Genomic DNA, 20,133 nt, shown 5'->3' with positions numbered 1-20,133 from the left:
CATGCCGCTGGCATTGCACTGGACCTGGGCGCGTTTCGACGACCTGGGCGTCCACGCGCTGCACGACGCGCTGGCCCTGCGCTGCCGCGTCTTCATCCTGGAGCAGGGCCCCTACCAGGACCCGGACGACGCCGACAAGCATTCCTGGCACCTGCTGGGCCATGACGGCGCGGGCAGGCTGATGGCCTGCCTGCGCGTGGTGGACCCGGGTGTGAAATACGCCGAGCCCGCCATCGGCCGCGTGGTCACCGCGCCCGAGGCGCGCGGCCAGGGCCTGGGCCGCGTGCTCATGCAGGAAGGGCTGGCGCGCTGCCGCCAGGCCTGGCCGGGCAGGGCGGTGCGCATCAGCGCGCAGGCGCACCTGCAACCGTTCTACGGCGCGCTGGGTTTCGCGGCCGTGTCCGAGGAATACCTCGAAGACGACATTCCCCACATCGAGATGCTCTGGAGCCCCACATGACCAAGCTCATCCTGCACCACTACCCGGCCTCGCCGTTCGCCGAGAAGATCCGCCGCGTGCTGGGTTTCAAGAACCTGGCCTGGAAGTCCGTCATCATCCCCAGCGTGGCGCCGAAGCCCGACGTGGTGGCGCTCACCGGCGGCTACCGCAAGACGCCCATCCTGCAGATCGGCGCCGACATCTACTGCGACACCGCGCTGATCTGCCACGTGCTGGAGCACGAGCAGCCCGAGCCCGTGCTGTTCCCGCCGCACCTCAAGGGCGTGGCGCGCGTGTTCGCGCAGTGGGCCGACACCACGCTGTTCTGGGCCGCCATGGCCTACAACCTGCAACCGCGCGGCGCCGCCGAGATGTTCGCCCGCCTGCCGCCCGAGGCCGCCAAGGCCTTCGCCGAGGACCGCCGCGAGATGAGCGCCGGCACGCTGCGCCTGCGCCCGGCGGACGCCACGGCGGCCTACCGCTCGTACCTGCGGCGCATCGCCCACATGGTGGAGGAGCACGACTTCCTGTTTGGCGCCGAGCCCTGCGTGGCCGACTTCGCTACCTACCACCCGCTGTGGTTCACGCGCGTGTGCACGCCGGCCATGGCCGGCATCTTCGAGCCCGTGCCCGCCGTGGTGGAGTGGATGGACCGCATCGCCGCGCTGGACGGCGGCCGCATGGAGAAGTTCAGCGCGCAGGACGCCATCACCGTGGCCGCCAACGCCGAGCCGGCGCCACTGCTGGACGATGTGTTCCAGGACGAGCACGGTATTCCGCTGGGTAGCCCCGTCACCGTGGCGGCCGAGAGCTTCGGCCAGGAGCCCACGGCCGGCGAACTGGTGGCCGCCACGCGCACGCGCTACACGCTGCGCCGCACCGACCCGCGCGCGGGTACGGTGCACGTTCACTTCCCCCGTATCGGATATGTACTGAGAAAGGCAGAGCAATGATCGACGACTTCAAGGGCAAGACCGCGGTGCTGACCGGCGCGGGTTCCGGCTTTGGGCTGGAATGCGCGCGCATCGGCGCGCGCCTGGGCATGAACCTGGTGCTGGTGGACGTGCAGCAGGACGCGCTGGACGCCGCCGCCGCCGAAATGCGCGCCGCCGGTGCCCAGGTACTGGCCCAGCGCGTGGACGTGTCGAACGCGGAGCAGATGGAGGCCTTGGGCGCCGCCGTGCTGGAGCGCTTTGGCGCGCCGCACCTGGTGTTCAACAACGCTGGCGTGGGCGCGGGCGGCCTGGTGTGGGAGAACTCGGTCAAGGACTGGGAGTGGGTGCTGGGCGTGAACCTCATGGGCGTGGTGCACGGCGTGCGCGTGTTCACCCCCATGATGCTGGAGGCCGCCAAGAAAGACCCGGCCTGGCGCGGCCACATCGTCAACACCGCCAGCATGGCGGGCCTGCTGGCGCCGCCCAACATGGGCATCTACAACGTGAGCAAGCACGCCGTGGTGAGCCTGTCCGAGACGCTGTACCAAGACCTCTCGCTCGTCACCGACCAGATCGGCGCCAGCGTGCTGTGCCCGTACTTCGTGGCCACCGGCATCAACGACAGCCAGCGCAACCGCCCCGGCGCTCTGGGCGCCGACAAGCCCACCAAGAGCCAGCTCATCGGCCAGGCCATGATCGGCAAGGCCGTCAGCTCGGGCAAGGTGACGGCGCCCGAGGTGGCGCAGAAGGTGTTCGACGCCGTGGCGGCGGGCCAGTTCTACATCTACAGCCACCCCAAGGCCATTGGCGGCGTGCAGACCCGGCTGGAAGACATCATGCTGGCGCGCAACCCCACCGACCCGTTCGCCGACAAGCCCGAACTCGGCGCGCAGTTGCGGGCCCAGCTGCGTGCCGATTGACGGATTGCACATGAAAATGGCCTCCAGCGCTTATCCATCAAGCGCCAGAAGCTATTGAAAGCATAGCGTATGGGCGCCGCTGGCCACACCCTGTTCGACACCGCCCTGGGCTCCTGCGGCATGGCCTGGGGGCCGCTGGGCCTCGTGGCCGTGCAACTGCCCGAGGTGGATGCCGAGGGCACGCGCCAGCGCATGCTGCGCCACACCGGCCCGTGCCCGGCGGTGGACATGCCGCCGCTGCGCGTGCGCGAGGCCATCGCCGGCGTGCAGGCCCTGCTGGCGGGTGAGCGGCGCGGCCTGCGCGAGGTGGTGCTGGACATGGAAGGCCTCACGCCCCTGCAGCGCCGGGTGTACGAGATCACCCGCGCCATCGACCCCGGCTGCACGCGTACCTATGGCGAGATCGCGCAGGAGCTGGGCAACCCCCAGCTTGCCCGCGCCGTGGGCCAGGCGCTGGGGCTGAACCCTTTCGCGCCCGTGGTGCCGTGCCACCGCGTGCTCGCGGCTGGCCGCCGGCCCGGTGGGTTCTCGGCCGAGGGCGGGGCCATGACCAAGCTGCGCATGCTGGAGATCGAGGGCGCCTGGCCCGGGGGCACGGGTTCGCTGTTCGCCGCGGACACCTGATGCCGGCCGCGCGCGCGGCGGGGGCGGGCCGCCATTGCGGGTTTGCCCGTCAGTTTCCGGTGGGCAATGCCCCCTAGAATGGTCCGGACGTTCCGCGCCATGTCCCAGACATCCTCCTCGTTCACGCGCCATATCGGGTACACCCTGGCCGTTCTGATGGTCATGGCGGTGGCGTTCGTGGTCTACGTCAGCGCGGAAAAGACCATCGACGTGGCCAACCGGCACCGCCTGCAGTCGCACCTGCTGGCCGACGAGATGCGCCAGTCCTCCGACGATCTGACGCGCATGGCCCGGCTGTACGTGGTCACGGGCGATGAGCGGTTCACGCGCAACTACCAGCACATCCTGGACATCCGCGACGGCCTCCAGGCCCGCCCCGAGCGCTATGACGGCAGCTATTGGGACATGGCCACCGCCACCGGCTCCGCCCCCCGGCCGGACAGCGAGCGCAAGACACCCTTGCTGGAGCTGATGCGCGAGGCCGGTTTCACGCCCCAGGAGTTCGACCTGCTGTCGCAGGCCAAGGCGCGCTCCGATGGCCTGACCCGCCTGGAGCGCGAAGCCATGCAACTGCGGCAGGCGCAGGGCAGCGGCGCGGGCGCCAGCCATGCGCAGGCCCTGGCCATGCTGCACGACGCGAACTACCTCGCGGCCAAGGCGTCCATCCTGCAGCCGGTGGACCTTTTCTACGGCCTCATGACGGAGCGGACCCGCCGCGAAGTGGAACAGGCCGAACGCCGCGCGCTGTTCCTGCGCTGGGTCTTCGTGGCCTGCGGGCTGGCCCTGGTGTTCATGCTCTACCGCACCGCGCGCGCGCTGCGCGCCGTGATGGGGGGCTCGGTGGACGAGGTGCATGCCCGGATCACGCGCCTGGGGCAGGGGGATTTCTCCATCCCGCCGCAGGCCGCCGGTGCGCAGCCGGGCACGGTGCTGGCGCGCCTGGCCGAAACGCAGCTCAAGCTCAAGCACATGACCGATGAGCGCCAGCAGGCGCAGTGGGACCTGCAGCGCAGCGAGACGCGCCTGAAAGAAGCCCAGCGGCTGGCCCTGATCGGTCACTGGGAGCTGGACCTGGCGACGAACGTGCTGACCTGGTCCGACGAGACCTTCCGCATCTTCGAGATCGACCCGGCGCAGTTCCAGGCCTCCTATGACGCCTTCCTCGAAGCCATCCATCCGGACGACCGCGAGCTGGTCCGCCAGGGCTATGCGCGCTCCATCGAGAGCAAGGAACCCTATCACCTGACCCATCGCCTGAAGATGCGGGACGGCCGGATCAAGTATGTGCACGAGCGGGGGGAAACCTTCTACGACCCGGATTCCGCCCGGCCCCTGCGCTCCATCGGCACGGTGCAGGACATCACCGCCAGCCGCATGGACAAGCTGGCCCTGGAGCGCGCCAACCGCGACCTGCGGCTGCTGAGCGACTGCAACATGGCGCTCGTGCATGCCGAGGAGGAGCCGGGCCTGCTGATGGAGATCTGCCGCCTGTGCGTGGAGCGCGGCGGCTACCGCCTGGCCTGGGTGGGCTATGCGCTGCACGACGAGGCGCGCACGGTGCGGCTCATGGCGCAGTCGGGCGACCATGACGGCTCGGTCCAGCACCTGCCGATCTCCTGGGCCGATGTGCCGCGTGGGCGCGGCCCGGTGGGCACGGCCATCCGCACGGGGCAGCCCTGTGTGGTCGAGCACATCCCGACCGACCCGCGCATGGCATTCTGGCGCGAGGAGGCCGACCGCAGGGGCCTGCGCTCCTGCGTGGCCCTGCCGCTGGTCTGCGACGCCACGGTGCTGGGGGCCCTGGCCCTGTATTCCCACGAGGAGTACAGCTTCGATCCCGAAGAGATCCGCCTGCTGATCGAACTGGCCTCCGACCTGGCCTTCGGCATCACCACCCTGCGCACGCGCGTGGAGCACGCGCAGGCCAAGGAGCAGCTGGAGTTCCTGGCCCATTTCGACCCGCTGACCCATCTGCCCAACCGCCTGCTGCTGCGCGACCGCTTCGAGCATGCCGCGCTGGTGGCCCAGAGCGACCAGAGCCGGATCGCCCTGCTGTACATGGATCTGGACCATTTCAAGCAGATCAACGATAGCCTGGGCTATTCGCAGGGCGACCAGGTGCTCGTCAAGGTGGTCGAGCGCCTGCGGCGTTGCGTGCCCGTCACCGCCACCGTCTGCCGCCTCAGCGGCGACGAATTCGTGGTGATGCTCGCAGGCCACCAGGACGCGCCGGCCGTGGCCGGGGTGGCGCATGCCATCCGCGATGCGCTGGTCGAGCCGATTCCCATCGAGGGCGGCATGCTCAACGTGGCGTGCTCCATCGGCATCGGCATGCACCCGGAGGACGGCGCCGATTTCGAGAGCCTGCTCAAGCACGCCCACGCGGCGCTGGTCAGCGCCAAGGAGGCGGGGCGCAACACCTACCGCTTCTTCTCCCGGGAAATGAACACCGGCATGCTGGAGCAGATCCGTCTCACGGGCGGGCTGTCCAGTGCCTTGCGCAACCAGGAATTCCTGCTGCACTACCAGCCCCAGATCGACCTGGGCTCGGGCCGGATCACCGGCGTGGAGGCCCTGCTGCGCTGGCAGCATCCCACCGATGGGCTAGTGCCGCCCGGAACGTTCATCCCGCTGGCCGAGCGCAGTGGCCATATCGTGCCCATCGGCGAATGGGTGCTGCGTGAGGCCTGCCGGCAGGGCCGGATCTGGCAGGACCGGCTGGAGCGGCCTCCGGTGGTGGCGGTCAACCTGTCGGCCCTGCAGTTCAAGCGGGGCAATGTGCTGGACCTGGTGTCCACGGCGATCGCGGCCTCGGGCCTGCGGCCCGGGCTGCTGGAGCTGGAGCTGACCGAATCCATCCTGCTGCAGGATGTGGAAGCCACCATCCGCACCCTGCACGGCCTCAAGGCCCTGGGAGTGAAACTTTCGATCGACGATTTCGGCACCGGCTATTCCAGCCTGTCCTACCTCAAGCAGTTGGCGGTGGACAAGCTCAAGATCGACCAGTCCTTCGTGCGCGACATGCTCCTGGGTTCGGACGGCGCCTCCATCGTCAACGCCGTCATCCAGCTCGGCCACAACCTGCAACTGACCGTGATCGCCGAGGGCGTGGAGACGGACGAGCAGCGCCACTTTCTCGCCCAGGCCGGCTGCGACGAGGCGCAGGGCTACTGGTTCAGCCGCCCGGTGCCGGCAGCGCAGATCGACGCGCTGCTCGGCGAAGGCCTTTCCGGCTGAGTCAGGGCCAGGGGCGGATCAGCCGCGCTGGCAGCCGGCTGGTCTTGTCCACGTCGCTGGCTTCGCCCGACCCCATGTCCACGGCCCAGGCCTGGCGCACCGACATGTGGCTGGTGGTGCCCCCGGTGCTGCCCCGCATGGCGCTGCCGTAGTTGTAGGCATTGATGCTGTTGGTGCGGATCTTGGTGGTGCTGCTCCAGTGCCAGGTGCCCGGCGCCGCCGGGAACAGCGCCGCATCCACCCCCGGGGGAATGGCGCGCTTGTTCACCAGATGGCGCAGCTCGTTGGCGCGCGGCAGGCGCCAGGCCACGCCGTCGGTCTTGGCGCGCGCGCTCGCGGCCGCCATGGCCTCGGCGCGGTCGAACAGCAGGGGCAGGCCGGCACAGGTCTTGCCGTTCCACTGCGTGCCCTCCACGCAGCGCGCCCAGGCGACTTTTGAGCGCTGGTCGATCACCAGGGCGCCGTCTTCCGACGGCACGAGCCGCGCGGGCGGCTGCGGTGCCTGGGGGGCTTCGCTGTCCTGCGGCCAGGCGGCCGTGGTGGCGAGGGCGGTGGCCAGGCAGGCGCTCCATGTGCGGCAGGCGGGAAAGATCGGCTTCATGGCGGGGCGGGCTCCAGGGTTGTGGCTCGGGGGACGGTCCCGCGCCGATGGTACCGTGCGTGGGCCACGGGGGCGCGGCCGGCTGTGGCAAACTCGCGCGCTTCGCGTTTTCAACACCAGCAGCACATGCAGCAGATCATCCGGCAACTGGCCGCAGAAATCAAAATCGGGGAATCGCAGGTCCGCGCCGCCGTGGAACTGCTTGACGGCGGCGCCACCGTGCCCTTCATCGCCCGCTACCGCAAGGAAGTGACCGGCGGGCTGGACGACATCCAGCTGCGCGAGCTGGAAGCGCGCCTGTCCTACCTGCGCGAACTGGAAGAGCGCCGCGCCGCCGTGCTCAAGGCCATCGACGAGCAGGGCAAGCTGACCGATGCCTTGCGCGCCGCCATCGCCGCCGCGCCGACCAAGCAGGAGCTGGAGGACATCTACCTGCCGTTCAAGCAGAAGCGCCGCACCAAGGGCCAGATCGCCAAGGAGTTCGGCATCGAGCCGCTGGCCGACAGGCTATTCGCCGACCCCACGCTGGACCCCGCCGTGGAAGCGCAGGCCTTCCTGCGCCCGCCCGAGGTGCTGGACGACGGCAAGCCCGGCGCTGATTTTTCCACCGTGCCCGCCGTGCTCGATGGCGTGCGCGACATCCTTTCCGAGCGCTGGGCCGAGGACGCCGCGCTGGTGCAGCAGCTGCGCGAGTGGCTCTGGGCCGAAGGCTTGCTGCGCTCCAAGAAGGTGGACGGCAAGAACGAGAACGACCCCGAGGTGTCCAAGTTCCGCGACTATTTCGAGTACGACGAGCCCATCGGTCGCGTGCCCTCGCACCGCGCGCTGGCCGTATTCCGGGGCCGGGCGCTGGAAATCCTCGAAGCCAAGCTGGTGCAGCCCGTCGAGCCCGAACCGGGCAAGCCCAGCCTGGCCGAAGGCAAGATCGCCCTGCACCTGGGCTGGAGCCATGCGGGCCGCCCAGCCGACGACCTGCTGCGCAAGTGCGTGGCCTGGACCTGGCGCGTCAAGCTGGCCCTGTCCACCGAGCGCGACCTGTTCACCCGCCTGCGCGAGGACGCCGAGAAGGTGGCCATCAAGGTGTTCGCCGACAACCTGCGCGACCTGCTGCTGGCCGCGCCCGCCGGTCCGCGCGTGGTGATGGGTCTGGACCCGGGCATCCGCACCGGCGTGAAGGTGGCCGTGTGCGACGCCACCGGCAAGCTAGTGGAGACCGCCACCGTGTTCCCGCACGAGCCGCGCCGCGACTGGGAGGGCTCGCTGCACACGCTGGCCAAGCTGGCCGGGAAGCACGGCGTGAACCTCATCGCCATCGGCAACGGCACGGCCAGCCGCGAGACCGACAAGCTGGCCGCCGACCTCATCAAGCTCGCCGCCAAGGTGGACCGCGTGATCGAGAAGGTGGTGGTCAGCGAGGCCGGCGCCTCGGTCTACTCCGCCAGTGAATACGCCAGCCAGGAGATGCCCGACGTGGACGTGAGCCTGCGCGGCGCCGCCTCCATCGCGCGCCGCCTGCAGGACCCGCTGGCCGAGCTGGTGAAGATCGACCCCAAGAGCATCGGCGTGGGCCAGTACCAGCACGACGTGAACCAGAGCGAACTGGCGCGCACCCTGGGCGCCGTGGTCGAGGACTGCGTGAACTCCGTCGGCGTGGACCTGAACACGGCCAGCGTGCCGCTGCTCTCGCGCGTGTCGGGCCTCTCGGGCAGCGTGGCCAAGGCCGTGGTGCGCTGGCGCGAATCGCACGGCGCGTTCAAGAGCCGCCAGCAGTTGCTCGACGTGGCGGGACTGGGCCCCAAGACCTTCGAGCAGGCGGCGGGCTTCCTGCGCATCCGGGGCGGCGACAACCCGCTCGACATGACCGGCGTGCACCCCGAGACCTACCCCGTGGTCGAGCAGATCATGGCGAAGACCGGCAAGCCCGTGGCCGAGCTGATGGGCCGGGCCGATATGCTCAAGACGCTCAAGCCCGAGCTGTTCGCGAACGAGAAATTCGGCGTCATCACCGTCAAGGACATCCTGGGAGAGCTGGAAAAGCCCGGCCGCGACCCGCGCCCCGACTTCAAGGTGGCGCGCTTCAACGACGGCGTGGAAGACATCGCCGACCTGAAGGAGGGCATGGTGCTGGAGGGCACGGTGAGCAACGTGGCGCAGTTTGGCGCCTTCGTGGACCTGGGCGTGCACCAGGATGGGCTGGTGCACGTGAGCCAGCTGGCGCACAAGTTCGTCAACGACGCGCGCGAGGTGGTCAAGACCGGCGACATCGTCAAGGTGAAGGTACTGGAGGTGGACGTGGAGCGCAAGCGCATCAGCCTGTCGATGAAGCTGGGCGATGCGCCGCGCCAGGGCGGCGAGCGAGGGGGCTACCGCGACAACCGCTTCGAGGGGGCAGGGCGCCAGCAGCAGCCGGCGCGCCGTGGCAATGAGCCGGCGCCGCAAAGCGCCATGGCCTCGGCATTTGCAAAACTCCAACAGGTCAAAAACCGGTAACAAGTGGGTACATAATCGGCAGGACACCAACCCCAGCGCTGATCCCATGGATTTGAATGCCCTGCTGGCCATGCCTGCCGTTCTGCCCAGCCTGCCGCGCGCGGTGGCGCTGCTCATGAACGAGCTGGCCCATGACGAGCCCAACCTGCGGCGCGTCAACCAGTTGTTCGCGTCCGACCCCGCGCTGGCCGCCCGCCTGCTGGAGCTGGCCAACTCCGATGGCTTCCAGGGGCCGCGCCAGATTGCGGGCGTGCCCGAGGCGCTGGCCCTGCTGAACACGTCGCACCTGCGTGATCTGGTCAGTTCGGCCACGCTGGGCACCACCTCGCGCTCGGTGCCAGGCATCAACCTGCAGCAGTTCTGGCGCTACAGCCTGCACACCGCCAAGTTCGCGCGCTCGCTCGCGGGCAGCGTGCACCAGAACCAGATCGCCGCCTACACCGCCGGCCTGCTGCACGGCCTGGGCGAGCTGCTGATCCACCTGGCCGACCCCGAGCGCATCCAGTCGCTCAACACCCTGGTGCCGCCGCTGGACATCCGCCGGGGCAAGGTCGAATCGCGCATCTTCGGCTACTGCTATGGCCGCGTGAGCGCGGCGCTGGCGCGGCGCTGGCAACTGCCTGCGGTGGTGGTCGATGCGCTGAGCTACCAGCACGCGCCGTTCGACAACCGCGCCTATGAACCGCTGGCGGGCGTGATCCACCTGGCCGCATGGCGCGTGCGGGCCCACGAATCGGGGCTCGATGAGCGGGAAATGGTGGTTACCTTCCCCGATCAGGTGGGCCTGGCCCTGGGGCTGGACATCGACATGGTGCTGCGCCAGGACCCGATCGACTGGACCCCCAAGACCGATCCCGAACCCGAGCCCGAGGCCGCGGACTACCTTGTCTGAGAGGCCTCCGCGCACCGGTCCCGCGCGCTTCGCCGCATGAAAGCCCTGCACATCCATGCCGGCCCGGTGGCGCTGGCGCATCTGCGCCGCCATGGCCTGCAGCCGCAGGATGTGCGCACCATTCCCGCAGCGGCCGGCGGCCCCAAGGGGCTGATCCTGGGGCCGCTGGACCGCTTCATCTTCGGTGAATGGCTGGCCCGCTCCGCGCACGAGGTGCACCTGGTGGGGGCCTCCATCGGCGCCTGGCGCATGGCCACGGCCTGCCTGCCGGGCAGCCTGGCGGCCTTCGAGCGGCTGGAGCATGACTACATCCACCAGCACTACGAGCCGCCGCCCGGCCGCAGCCGGCCCACGCCCCGCCATGTGAGCGAACGGTTCGGCCAGACGCTGCAGGCCTTCTACGGCGGCCAGGTGGAGGCGCTGCTGCGCCACCCGCGCTACCGGTTGCACATCGTCACGGCGCGCGGGCGCCACCTGCTGGCGCGCGAGCACGGCATCGCTACGCCGCTGGGCTACCTGGGCGCCTTCCTGGCCAACGCGGTGCACCGCCCGGCCATGGGCGCGTGGCTGGAGCGCGTGGTGTTTTCCTCGCCCGGTCCGCAGGGCGTGTGCGCGCCGCTGCCCTTCGGCACGCGCGACTACCGCACGCGCCAGGTGGCGTTGACGCCGGCCAATTTCATGCCGGCGCTGCAGGCCAGTTGTTCGATCCCGTTCGTGCTGCAGGCCGTGCACCACATTCCGGGCGCGCCGCCCGGCGCCTACTGGGACGGCGGCATCACCGACTACCACCTGCACCTGCGCTATGGCGCGGGAGATGCTATGAAAAACATAGCTTCTGGCGCTTGCCAGGAGGGCGCTGGAAGCCAAAAAGGCCCTGAATCACCAGGCCTGGTGCTGTACCCGCATTTCCAGCGCGCGGTGGTGCCGGGCTGGCTCGACAAGCAACTCAAGTGGCGCCACAAGGCCACGACCGCGCTCGACACCATGGTGGTGCTGGCGCCCAACCCCGAATGGGTGCGCGGCCTGCCCAACGCCAAGCTGCCCGACCGCCAGGACTTCATGCACTATGCCGGCGATACCCCGGGGCGCGTGCGCGCCTGGCAGGCGGCGGTGTCGGCCAGCGCGCGGTTGGCGGAGGAATTCGCCGAATGGCTGGAGCGGCCCGATGCGGCGGTGCTTCGGCCCCTGGCGGCGCCGTGACGGCGGTCACGGCGAGACGCATGCCCCTGGTTGGGCGGTGGCTGTGGCTGCGCGGTAGCCTTGGGCCCATTCAGGCACCTTGTCGGCGGGCATGGGCCGTGCGATGCCGTAGCCTTGCGCCAGCTCGCACCCCAGGTGCAACAGTTTTTCGCAGTGCGCCTGTGTTTCAACCCCCTCGGCGATGACCTTGCGCTGAAATGCCGTGGCCAAGCCAACGATGGCGCTGACGAGGGTGAGGTCGTCGTGGTCTTCGAGGATGCCCTTGACGAACGATTGGTCGATCTTGATCGTTTCCGCAGGCAGGCGCTTGAGGTAGGACAGGGATGAAAAGCCGGTGCCGAAATCGTCCAGCGCGAACCGCACGCCCAGGGCCTGGCAACTCTGCATCATGCCGCGCATGTAATTCACGTCCTCCAGCGCGGCGGATTCCAGGATCTCCAGCTCAAGCTGTGCGGGAGAGACTTCCGGACAGGCCTGGAGAGCCATTTTGAGGCGTTCCACGAAATCTGGGCGGTGGAAATGCCGTGCCGCGATATTCACGCTCACCGTCCAGGGCATGCCCGCGGCGGTCCAGGCGCGCAGCTGCATGAGCGCGTGCTCCAGCACCCATTCGCCCACCTCGACGATCAGGTCGGTGTCGTCGATCAGAGGGAAGACATGCTGTGGGCCGAGCAGTCCCTGTCCGGGGTGCTGCCAGCGCAGCAGCGCTTCCATGCCCAGGATCTCGCCCGTCCGCAGGTTGACCTTGGGCTGGTAATGCAGGCGGAACTCGCCGCCGCGCAGTGCCTGTGCCACCCGGGTCTGCTGCGAATGCAGGGTCTGTACCTCCTGGTCCTGCTGCACGTCGAACAGGTGCGCCTGGTTGCGGCCCGTGCGCTTGGCGTGGCACATGGCCTGGTCCGCATGGCGCAGCAAGGTGTCGGGGCTGGCGTCGTCCTGCGGAAACACGGCCACGCCAATGCTTGCCGTGGCGGGCAAGGTGAGGTTGTCGATGGCATAGGGTTGCGATAGCTGGGACAGCAGCAGCGATACGCGTTCCTCGACGGCCCGTGCGTCGGGCAGATCCCCCAGCAGCAGCGCGAATTCATCGCCACCCATGCGGGCCACGGCATCCGATGGCGTGACGAAGGCGCTCAAGCGCAAGGCCACTTGCTTGAGCAGGCGGTCCCCCGTTCGCGTGCCATGCTGCTCGTTGAGGGACTGGAAGTGGTCCAGGTCCAGCATGCAGACGGCCAGTAGCTTGCCGCGTTGCCGGGTGGTGAAAATGGCGTGCGTGAGGCGCTCGGCCAGCGCCGCGCGGTTGTGAAGCCCGGTCAATGCGTCGTGGCGGGCATGCCAGGACAGCTTCTCGCGCAAATCACGGGTTTCCGTGACGTTCCGGAAAACCAGCACGCAGCCCGCGGAGGCGCCGTTGCCTTCCTGGATGGGGGCGGCGGTGTATTCAATGGCGTAGTGTTCCCCGGAGCGGTGAATCAGGACTTGTTGCGCGGCTTGGTGGAGCGTGCTGCTGCGCAGTTCATGGCCGAATCCGCTGGGTGTCGTGAGGCTGACGGGCTCCTCGAAGAACCTGAAGACACCATCGAGCATGCGTCCGACGGCCTGTTCGGCCGTGTATCCGGTCATGAGCTGCGCTGCTTCGTTGATGCTCTCGATGCGGCCATGGACGTCGGTGGTGATGACGCCGTCGCCAATGGAGGCCAGCGTGACTTCGGCGCGTTCCTTTTCGGCGCGCAAGGCTTCCTGGGCGTGTTTGCGCTCCGTGATGTCCACCAGCGTGCCGATGGTTCCGGCCGTCATGCCGTTGGCCGTGGTGAAGGGGGCCTGGTAATACGCCATGTCCCGGATGGCCTGGTCCGCCGCGCGCACCTGGATCTCGCTGGCGCCGGGCTGCTGCGCCCGTGCGGCGGGGAGGGTGTCCGGCGCGGCCGGGAGGCAGAACCCCTGGGGCATGGGCTGCCCGACCTGATGGCTTGCCTGCGCTTTGAACAGGTGCTCCCACGCCTTGTTGACATCGAGGCACAGGCCCTTGGAGTCGCGCACGAAAACCGGCAGGGGCAGCGCGTCGATCAGTTGCCGCGTGAAATGCAGTTGCTCGCCTTGCTGTTGCTGGGTTTCCTTGAGCGAAACGACCAGGGATTGGACTTGGTCCGCCATGGCATTGAACGTGGCGGCCACCGCGCGGGCCTCCAGCGTGCCGCTGACGTCCATCCGGGTGTCCAGGTGTCCATGCTTGAACTGGTCGGTGGCATGCGCGAGGCGGCCCAGCATGCGTTCGTTGGCCCGCAGCAGCAGGGTCAACAGCAGCAGGATGATGAAAATGTTCAGCGCGGACAGCCTGGCCTGGACCAGAACGGTTTTCCAAACCTGGTCCACCAGCGGCTCGGGTTGCAGGACGAGGGTCAGCCGGCCGCTTTGCCCTTGGGGCAGGGGTTGGACAAATGTTTTCTGGGGGGGCGTGATCCGCAGGTATTGCACGAGCCAGGCCGGGGCCGTCTGCTGGAGGGCGGGCGGATGCAGTTCGAGCGTGGTGGCGCCATCCACCTGCCACAGCAAGGATCGCAGGGCGGGCACATGCTGGCCGGCATGTTCCTGCAGCGCATGTTCGATGGCCGCGCGGCCGGACGCAGGATTCTGGGTGAGCACGGGCAGCACCAGGAGTCCGATGCGGCTGAGCTCTGCCGCTGATCGGGCATGGACTTCCTCGGTTTCGGTGCTGAGCAGGAAGTGGTAGCGAACCCCGGTGGCCAGGAGGATGATCAGCAGAATGGGGAGAAACAGCCTGGGATAGGTTCCCTTCGCGAGCCATGTGGCGAGTGTGACTTGGGGCATGGAATGGCGTGGCTTCGCGAGGATCGCGGCGTTTGTTTGTTAGAAATTGTTTCCGGCGCGAGTTTAGCCTTCGGCCGTGGCTATCAAAAATGATAGCTACAGGCGCTCTTCCCCAGGGCGTAAAGCCAAGAAAATGGCAAATTCATGTGCTCTGCAGGTTGCCGCTGCAAGCCCTTTGGGCAGGGTCTCCATCGGCGGGAGCAAGCGATGGCTCCGCGCAGGCATCGACCCGCGCCATGAGGTCCTCGACCGCCATGGGCTTGCCGTACAGCCAGCCCTGGGCGAACTGCACGCCGCGCGAGCGCAGGTAGTCGGCCTGCTCCTGGGTCTCCACGCCCTCGGCGATCATCTCCAGCCCCAGCGTCTTGGCCATTTCGATGATGTGGGGCACGACCTGGCTGGTGACGGCCTGCAGCCCGATGGTGTCCACGAACGACTTGTCGATCTTCAGGTAGTCGATCTCGAACGACGCCAGGGCCGAGAGGTTGGAGTAGCCGGTGCCGAAGTCGTCGATGGCGACGCGCACGCCCTGTTCGCGGATGCGTTGCACCAGCGGGCGGGCGATGCTCGCGTCCACGAAGCTGCGTTCAGTGATCTCCAGCACCACGGCGCCGGGCGGTGCCTGCAGGGCCTGGAGCAGGGGGGCGATGTGCTCGATGGGGCCTTTGGGCTGCAGGTCGAGCGCCGAGAAGTTGATGCTGACATGGAAGCCCGGCCGGCGCTGGAGCAGCCCGGCCATGTCGCGCGCCACCATGTCCATGACATGGCGTGTGATGTCCTGGATCAGCCCGGTCTGCTCCGCCACGGGAATGAAGACGTCGGGCGGCACTTGCGTGCCGTCCACCCGCTGCCAGCGCAGCAGCGCCTCCGCGCCCACCACGCTGCCGTCTCGCAGGTCGACGATGGGCTGGTAGCGCAGGAAGAACTCCTTGCGCTGCAGGGCCAGGCGCAATTCCGTCTTGAGCGACATGCGCTGGCGCGCCAGCAGGACCACGGCCACCGCCAGCAGCAGCCCGGCGGCCAGGCCAATGGGCAGCATGATCCAGGTGAGCCGGCGCATGCGCCCGTCGATGTAGGAGCGCGGCGCGGCCGCGAGGCCGGAGACGTTGTGCTCGCCCGACGAGCGCAGCACCACGGTGTGCGAATCGGTCTCGAAGGCCTGCGCCGCCATGGTGTTCTTGCTGCGCGCGATCCTGGCCAGCCAATCTGGTGCGACGCTGCCCCGCGAGCGCGAGACGAAGCCCGGGTCGTTGACGACCACGGCGAGCACGACGTCGGTGCTGCGCACCACGATGTCGATGATCTGCTCCGGGTGGACGATGACGGCATTGCCATGCGCGTCGCTGTAGACGTTGAATAGCTGTCCCGGAATGATGGGCAGGTCCACGCCCACCCAGGCGCGCAGTCCGGTGGCGGTGCGCCCCTGGCCGGTGCCCAGTGCCAGCGGCGGCTCGTGCACGCCCAGCGAGGAGCACACCAGGGCGTTGTCGCGCACCACGCCGGCCGCCTGCAGGTAGGGCGATGTCATGCTGATCTGCCGCATGAGCGCGATGCCGGCCTCGGAGCAGGGCGCATCCGCCCGGGCCTGCATGGCGTCGACGGCCGCGACGATCTGCTGGCGCGTGAGGACGGCGCGGCGCAGCACCTCTTCGGCCAGCGATGCCAGGTAGGCCTGCTCGTCCTGCCGCGCCTGCTGCCCGGCGAATTGCAGTGCCAGCGCGATGGGCACCACGATGGCGGCCACCATGAACGCCGCCGCCAGGGCGAGGGTGTGCTTCATCGGGCGGCCTCCTTGTGGTTGTGCCGCCAGCCTAGCACAGGGTGTTACAAGCTGTCGCGCAGCAGTTCGCGGTATTCCTCGGCCGTGGCCACGCGCGGGTTGGTCTTGTGGCAGTGGTCGGCCAGCGCGCCCTTGATGACGTCGTCGAACAGCGCCTCGGTCACGCCCATGGCGGCCAGGCCCGTGGGCAGGCCCAGGCGGGCGTTCATGTCGCGGATGGCCTCGGGGATGTCGGTGGCGCTGGCTAGGCCCATGGCGTGCGCCATGCGCTCCAGGCGCCGGTCCTTCTGCACCGACGGGGCCTGCGCATTGAAGCGCACCACGGCGGGCAGGAACATGGCGTTGAGCGTGCCATGGTGCAGGCGCGGGTTCACGCCGCCCAGGCTGTGGCTCAGGCTGTGCACGGCGCCCAGGCCTTTCTGGAAGGCCATGGCGCCCTGCATGCTGGCGCTCATCATGTTCAGGCGCGCCTCGCGGTCGGAGCCATCGCGCGTGGCGCGCTCGATGGCGGCCCAGCCGCGCTCCAGGCCGTCGAGCGCGATGCCATCGGCCGGTGGGTTGAAGGCGGCCGACATGAAGGTCTCCATGCAGTGCGCGATGGCGTCCATGCCGGTGGCGGCGGTCAGCATGGGCGGCAGGCCCAGCGTGAGTTCGGGGTCGCAGATGGCCGTCTTGGGCACCAGGTTCCAGGAGTGGAAGCCGAGCTTGCGGTGGTCGTCCACGATGATGATGGCGCCGCGCGCCACCTCGCTGCCCGTGCCGCTGGTGGTGGGCACGGCGATCAGGGGCGCCGCGCGCTCGGTGATGCGCGGCGAGCCGCCCTCGATGGTGGCGTAGTGCGTGAGCGGGCCCTCGTGCGTGGCGGCGATGGCGATGCCCTTGGCGCAGTCGATGGCCGAGCCGCCGCCCACGGCGATCAGGCCGTCGCAGCCCTGGGCCTTGTACACCTCCACGGCGGCGCGCACGGCGGCCTCGGTGGGGTTGGAGGGGGTCTGATCGAACACCGCCACGGGCATGCCGGGCAGGGCGTCCAGCGCTTTTTGCAGCACGCCGGCCGCCTTCACGCCGGGGTCGGTGACCACCAGGGGGCGCGTGATGCCCACGCGTTCGCATTCCTGTTTCAGCAGTTGGACGGCGCCGTACTCGAACTGGATCTGGGTGACGTAGTAGATGAAGGCCATGGCGTGGGTGCGACAGCGGGAACTGCCGGCTTGCGTTTACGATAAGTGCAAACACTTTAAACCCGGAGACACCCATGACCAAGCCTTCCCGCCTGATTCCCCTGGCCCTGGCCGTCGCTTTTGCGACAAACGCCCAGGCGGCCTGCCTGAGCGACACGCAGGCCGCCGAACTGGTGGCCAGCTACGTGGCCAAGACCCCGGCGGCCAATCCGGACAACCTCTCCGACGCCGACGGCGCCTGCACGCGCGCCAAGGTCAACGCGCTGCTGGCGCAACGCATGGGCAAGGTGGTGGGCTACAAGGCGGGGCTGACCAACCCGGCGGTGCAAAAGCGCTTCAACACCGACAAGCCCGTGTGGGGCAAGCTCTACGAAGGCATGGTGCTGCCGAGCGGTGCCACGGTGGAGGCCGGCTTCGGCGCGCGCCCCCTGTACGAGGCCGACATGCTGGTGCGCGTGAAGAGCACGGCCATCAACCGGGCGCGCACGCCCATGGACGTGCTCGAAGCCATCGACCAGGTGATCCCGTTCATCGAACTGCCCGACCTGCTGGTGCAGGCACCGCCCAAGCTCAACGGCGCTGGCGTGAGCGCCATCAACGTCGGCGCGCGCCTGGGCGTGGCGGGCTCGCCCTTGGCCGTGCCGGTGCTGCGTGCCGAGCGCTATGCCCTGCTCGATGCCCTGCGCGACATGCGCGTATCCCTGCAGGATGCCAACGGTGCCAGCCTGGGCGGGGGCAAGGGCAGCGACATCCTGGAGCACCCGCTCAACGCCGTGGTGTGGCTCGCCGGCGCGCTGGCCCAGGAGGGGCTGGCCCTGCAGCCGGGCGATCTCGTCAGCCTGGGCTCGTTCTCGCCGCTGCTGCCGCCCAAGGCCGGCCTGTCGGTGACGGCCACCTACGACGGCCTGCCGGGTGCCGCCCCGGTGCGCGTGACCTTCAAATGACCTTGCGAAAGAACCGCCCCTGGTGACCGACCTGCACATCCACCACACCCGCCTTACCCCGCAGATGCGCAGCGTGCTCCAGCGCATGGAGCGCGCGGGGCGCCCGCCCTTGCACACACTCCTGCCCGCCCAGGCGCGCGCTGCCTACGAGGCCGGCGCCGACGTGCTCGAAGTCCCCCGCGCCGCGCTGGCCCGCGTGGACGACTTCACCATCCGCGCCCGCGACGGCCATGCCATGCCCGCGCGCCTGTATGCACCATCGCTGGATACGGGCCTGCCCGTGTTGCTGTACCTGCACGGCGGCGGTTTCACCATCGGCAGCATCGCCACGCACGACGTGCTGTGCCGCGAGCTGGCGCGGCGCGCCGGCTGCATGGTGGTGTCGCTGGACTACCGGCTGGCGCCCGAGCACAAGTTCCCCACGGCCTGCCACGACGCCTGGGACGCGCTGGCCTGGCTGGCCGCGCATGCCGACACCCTGGGCGGCGACCGCGCGCGCCTGGCCGTGGGCGGCGACAGCGCGGGCGGCACGCTCTCGGCCGTGAACGCCATCCTGGCGCGCGACGCCGGCCTGCCGCTGGCGCTGCAGCTGCTGTTCTACCCCGGCTGCGCCGCGCACCAGGACACCCCCTCGCACGCCACCTTTGCGCGCGGCCTGGTGCTGGAGGAGCCGGCGATCAGCTGGTTCTTCGGCAACTACGTGACCACGCGCGCGCAGCGCGAGGACTGGCGCTTCGCGCCGCTGCACGCCGACGACGTGGAGGGCGTGGCAGCGGCCTGGATCGGCCTGGCCGAGTGCGACCCGCTGGTGGACGAAGGCGTGGACTACGCCGACAAGCTGCGCGCGGCGGGCGTGGCGGTGGACTTGGAGATCTACCGCGGCGTCACGCACGAATTCATCAAGATGGGCCGCGCCATTCCCGAGGCGCTGCAGGCCCATGCCGACGCGGCCGCCGCGCTGCGCCGGGCCTTTGGACTGGAGTGAACACCATGCAACGCCGAGATTTCCGCTGCTTCCACCGCCTGCGCGTGCGCTGGGCCGAGGTGGACATGCAAAAAATCGTCTTCAACGCCCACTACCTGATGTACGTGGACACCGCCATGATGGACTACTGGCGCGCCCTGGCGCTGCCCTACGAGGACAGCATGCTGGCCCTGGGCGGCGACATGTACGTGAAAAAGGCCTCGCTCGAATACCACGCCTCGGCACACCTCGACGACCGCGTGGACGTGGGCATGCGCTGCGAGCGCGTGGGCAATTCCTCGGTGCTGTTCCAGGCGGGGCTGTTCCGGGGCGAGACGCTGCTGGTGTCGGCCGAACTCGTCTATGTGTTCGCCGACCCGGCCACGCAAACCTCCAAGCCGGTGCCGCCCGCGCTGCGCGCGCTGTTGACGGGCTTCGAGACCGGCGAAGCCATGGCGGCCGTGCATGTGGGCAGCTGGGACGCGCTCGGGCCCGATGCCGCCCGGCTGCGCCAGGCGGTGTTCGTGCAGGAACTGGGCATACCGGCCGAGATGGAGGCCGATGCGCACGACGCGAGGGCCACCCATGCCGTGCTGCGCAACCACCTGGGCATGCCCGTCGCCACGGGCCGCCTGCTGCAGGAAGCGCCGGACGTGGGCCGCATCGGCCGCCTGGCCGTGGACGGCAAGCTGCGCGGCGCGGGTTGGGGCCGGCAGGTGCTTGATGCGCTGCTGAACGCTGCCCGCGCGCGTGGCGACCGGCGGGTGGTGCTGGATGCGGAGGCCAGCGCCGAGGGCTTTTACCAGCGCGCGGGGTTCGTGGTGCGCGGGGAGCCGTTCGTGGAGGCGGGGATTCGCCATGTTTCCATGGAGAGTGTTTTATAGGGCTTTTGGGCTCAAAGGCTTATCTGGTAATCGCTGGTAGCTATCGTTTTTATTGTTGGGGTCAGGGATTTGCGAAGGGCAGAGGCCGGGTCTCGGCCCGGCAGCCGACTCACTTTTCTTTGCTTCGCCAAAGAAAAGTAAGGGCGGTCTCAAATCTGAAGTGCAACACCTGAACCTCAGGTAACTTGCACAGATGACTTCACGATACACGCA

15 protein-coding genes are annotated in these 20,133 nt (G+C 69.0%); 11 read left to right on the top strand and 4 right to left on the bottom strand.

Translation table 11 applies throughout. The features are described 5' to 3' along the window. Position 1 precedes the first annotated feature (1 nt). From D8S75_RS04660 to D8S75_RS04640, 5 genes are all read left to right on the top strand, one after another. A complete protein-coding gene (locus D8S75_RS04660) occupies positions 2-460 on the top strand; it encodes a GNAT family N-acetyltransferase (protein ID WP_119964796.1) in 459 nt (152 codons plus the stop codon). Continuing rightward, entirely contained in the window at positions 457-1,392 is a 936-nt protein-coding gene (locus D8S75_RS04655) for a glutathione S-transferase family protein (RefSeq protein WP_119964795.1), read from the top strand. The genes D8S75_RS04660 and D8S75_RS04655 overlap by 4 nt, the downstream gene beginning before the upstream one ends. Next, the gene (locus D8S75_RS04650; protein ID WP_119964794.1) at positions 1,389-2,294 is read left to right on the top strand and encodes an SDR family oxidoreductase; all 906 of its coding nucleotides are present in this window, start codon (positions 1,389-1,391) and stop codon (positions 2,292-2,294) included. Before D8S75_RS04655 ends, D8S75_RS04650 begins: the two co-directional genes overlap by 4 nt. A gap of 69 nt (positions 2,295-2,363) precedes the next feature. Further along, a complete protein-coding gene (locus D8S75_RS04645) occupies positions 2,364-2,918 on the top strand; it encodes a methylated-DNA--[protein]-cysteine S-methyltransferase (protein WP_119964793.1) in 555 nt (184 codons plus the stop codon). A gap of 99 nt (positions 2,919-3,017) precedes the next feature. Continuing rightward, positions 3,018-6,155 (top strand): bifunctional diguanylate cyclase/phosphodiesterase, encoded by a 3,138-nt coding sequence (locus D8S75_RS04640; RefSeq protein WP_119964792.1) that lies wholly within the window; start codon positions 3,018-3,020, stop codon positions 6,153-6,155. Between the two features lies 1 nt (position 6,156). Here D8S75_RS04640 and D8S75_RS04635 read toward each other — a convergent pair whose 3' ends face one another. Then, positions 6,157-6,756 carry an Lcl C-terminal domain-containing protein gene (locus tag D8S75_RS04635; protein WP_119964791.1) on the bottom strand — a complete coding sequence of 200 codons (600 nt, stop codon included), beginning with the start codon at positions 6,754-6,756 and terminating at the stop codon, positions 6,157-6,159. Between the two features lie 126 nt (positions 6,757-6,882). Here D8S75_RS04635 and D8S75_RS04630 point away from each other — a divergent pair, with 126 nt between their 5' ends. From D8S75_RS04630 to D8S75_RS04620, 3 genes are read left to right on the top strand one after another with little or no spacing between them, the layout of a single operon-like run. Beyond that, positions 6,883-9,246, top strand: coding sequence for a Tex family protein (locus tag D8S75_RS04630; protein ID WP_119964790.1), 2,364 nt, complete (start codon positions 6,883-6,885; stop codon positions 9,244-9,246). A 46-nt stretch (positions 9,247-9,292) separates the two neighbouring features. Then, positions 9,293-10,138: an HDOD domain-containing protein gene (locus tag D8S75_RS04625; RefSeq protein WP_119964789.1), complete on the top strand. Its 846-nt coding sequence runs from the start codon at positions 9,293-9,295 to the stop codon at positions 10,136-10,138. 36 nt (positions 10,139-10,174) lie between these two features. Beyond that, positions 10,175-11,338: a patatin-like phospholipase domain-containing protein gene (locus D8S75_RS04620; protein ID WP_119964788.1), complete on the top strand. Its 1,164-nt coding sequence runs from the start codon at positions 10,175-10,177 to the stop codon at positions 11,336-11,338. A gap of 6 nt (positions 11,339-11,344) precedes the next feature. Here D8S75_RS04620 and D8S75_RS04615 read toward each other — a convergent pair whose 3' ends face one another. The 3 genes from D8S75_RS04615 to gbd all read right to left on the bottom strand — a co-directional run bounded on the left by D8S75_RS04615 (position 11,345) and on the right by gbd (position 17,128). Next, entirely contained in the window at positions 11,345-14,167 is a 2,823-nt protein-coding gene (locus tag D8S75_RS04615) for an EAL domain-containing protein (protein WP_119964787.1), read from the bottom strand. A 142-nt stretch (positions 14,168-14,309) separates the two neighbouring features. Beyond that, on the bottom strand, positions 14,310-15,947 hold the full coding sequence (locus tag D8S75_RS04610) for an EAL domain-containing protein (RefSeq protein ID WP_119964786.1): 1,638 nt from the start codon (positions 15,945-15,947) through the stop codon (positions 14,310-14,312). A 44-nt stretch (positions 15,948-15,991) separates the two neighbouring features. Further along, on the bottom strand, positions 15,992-17,128 hold the full coding sequence (gbd, locus tag D8S75_RS04605) for a 4-hydroxybutyrate dehydrogenase (RefSeq protein ID WP_119964785.1): 1,137 nt from the start codon (positions 17,126-17,128) through the stop codon (positions 15,992-15,994). Between the two features lie 74 nt (positions 17,129-17,202). On the opposite strand from gbd, the gene D8S75_RS04600 reads away from it, so the two are divergent. From D8S75_RS04600 to D8S75_RS04590, 3 genes are read left to right on the top strand one after another with little or no spacing between them, the layout of a single operon-like run. Next, on the top strand, positions 17,203-18,072 hold the full coding sequence (locus D8S75_RS04600) for a 2-keto-4-pentenoate hydratase (protein WP_119964784.1): 870 nt from the start codon (positions 17,203-17,205) through the stop codon (positions 18,070-18,072). 22 nt (positions 18,073-18,094) lie between these two features. Further along, a complete protein-coding gene (locus tag D8S75_RS04595; protein ID WP_442475025.1) occupies positions 18,095-19,057 on the top strand; it encodes an alpha/beta hydrolase in 963 nt (320 codons plus the stop codon). A 5-nt stretch (positions 19,058-19,062) separates the two neighbouring features. Next, entirely contained in the window at positions 19,063-19,920 is an 858-nt protein-coding gene (locus tag D8S75_RS04590; protein WP_119964783.1) for a YbgC/FadM family acyl-CoA thioesterase, read from the top strand. The last annotated feature ends 213 nt before the right edge of the window (positions 19,921-20,133 follow it).

The organism is Simplicispira lacusdiani (genome assembly GCF_003604195.1).
In the GTDB taxonomy this organism is placed as follows: domain Bacteria; phylum Pseudomonadota; class Gammaproteobacteria; order Burkholderiales; family Burkholderiaceae_C; genus Simplicispira; species Simplicispira lacusdiani.
The sequence above is the reverse complement of the archived record's forward strand: the minus strand, read 5'-3'. Positions and strand labels throughout refer to the sequence as shown.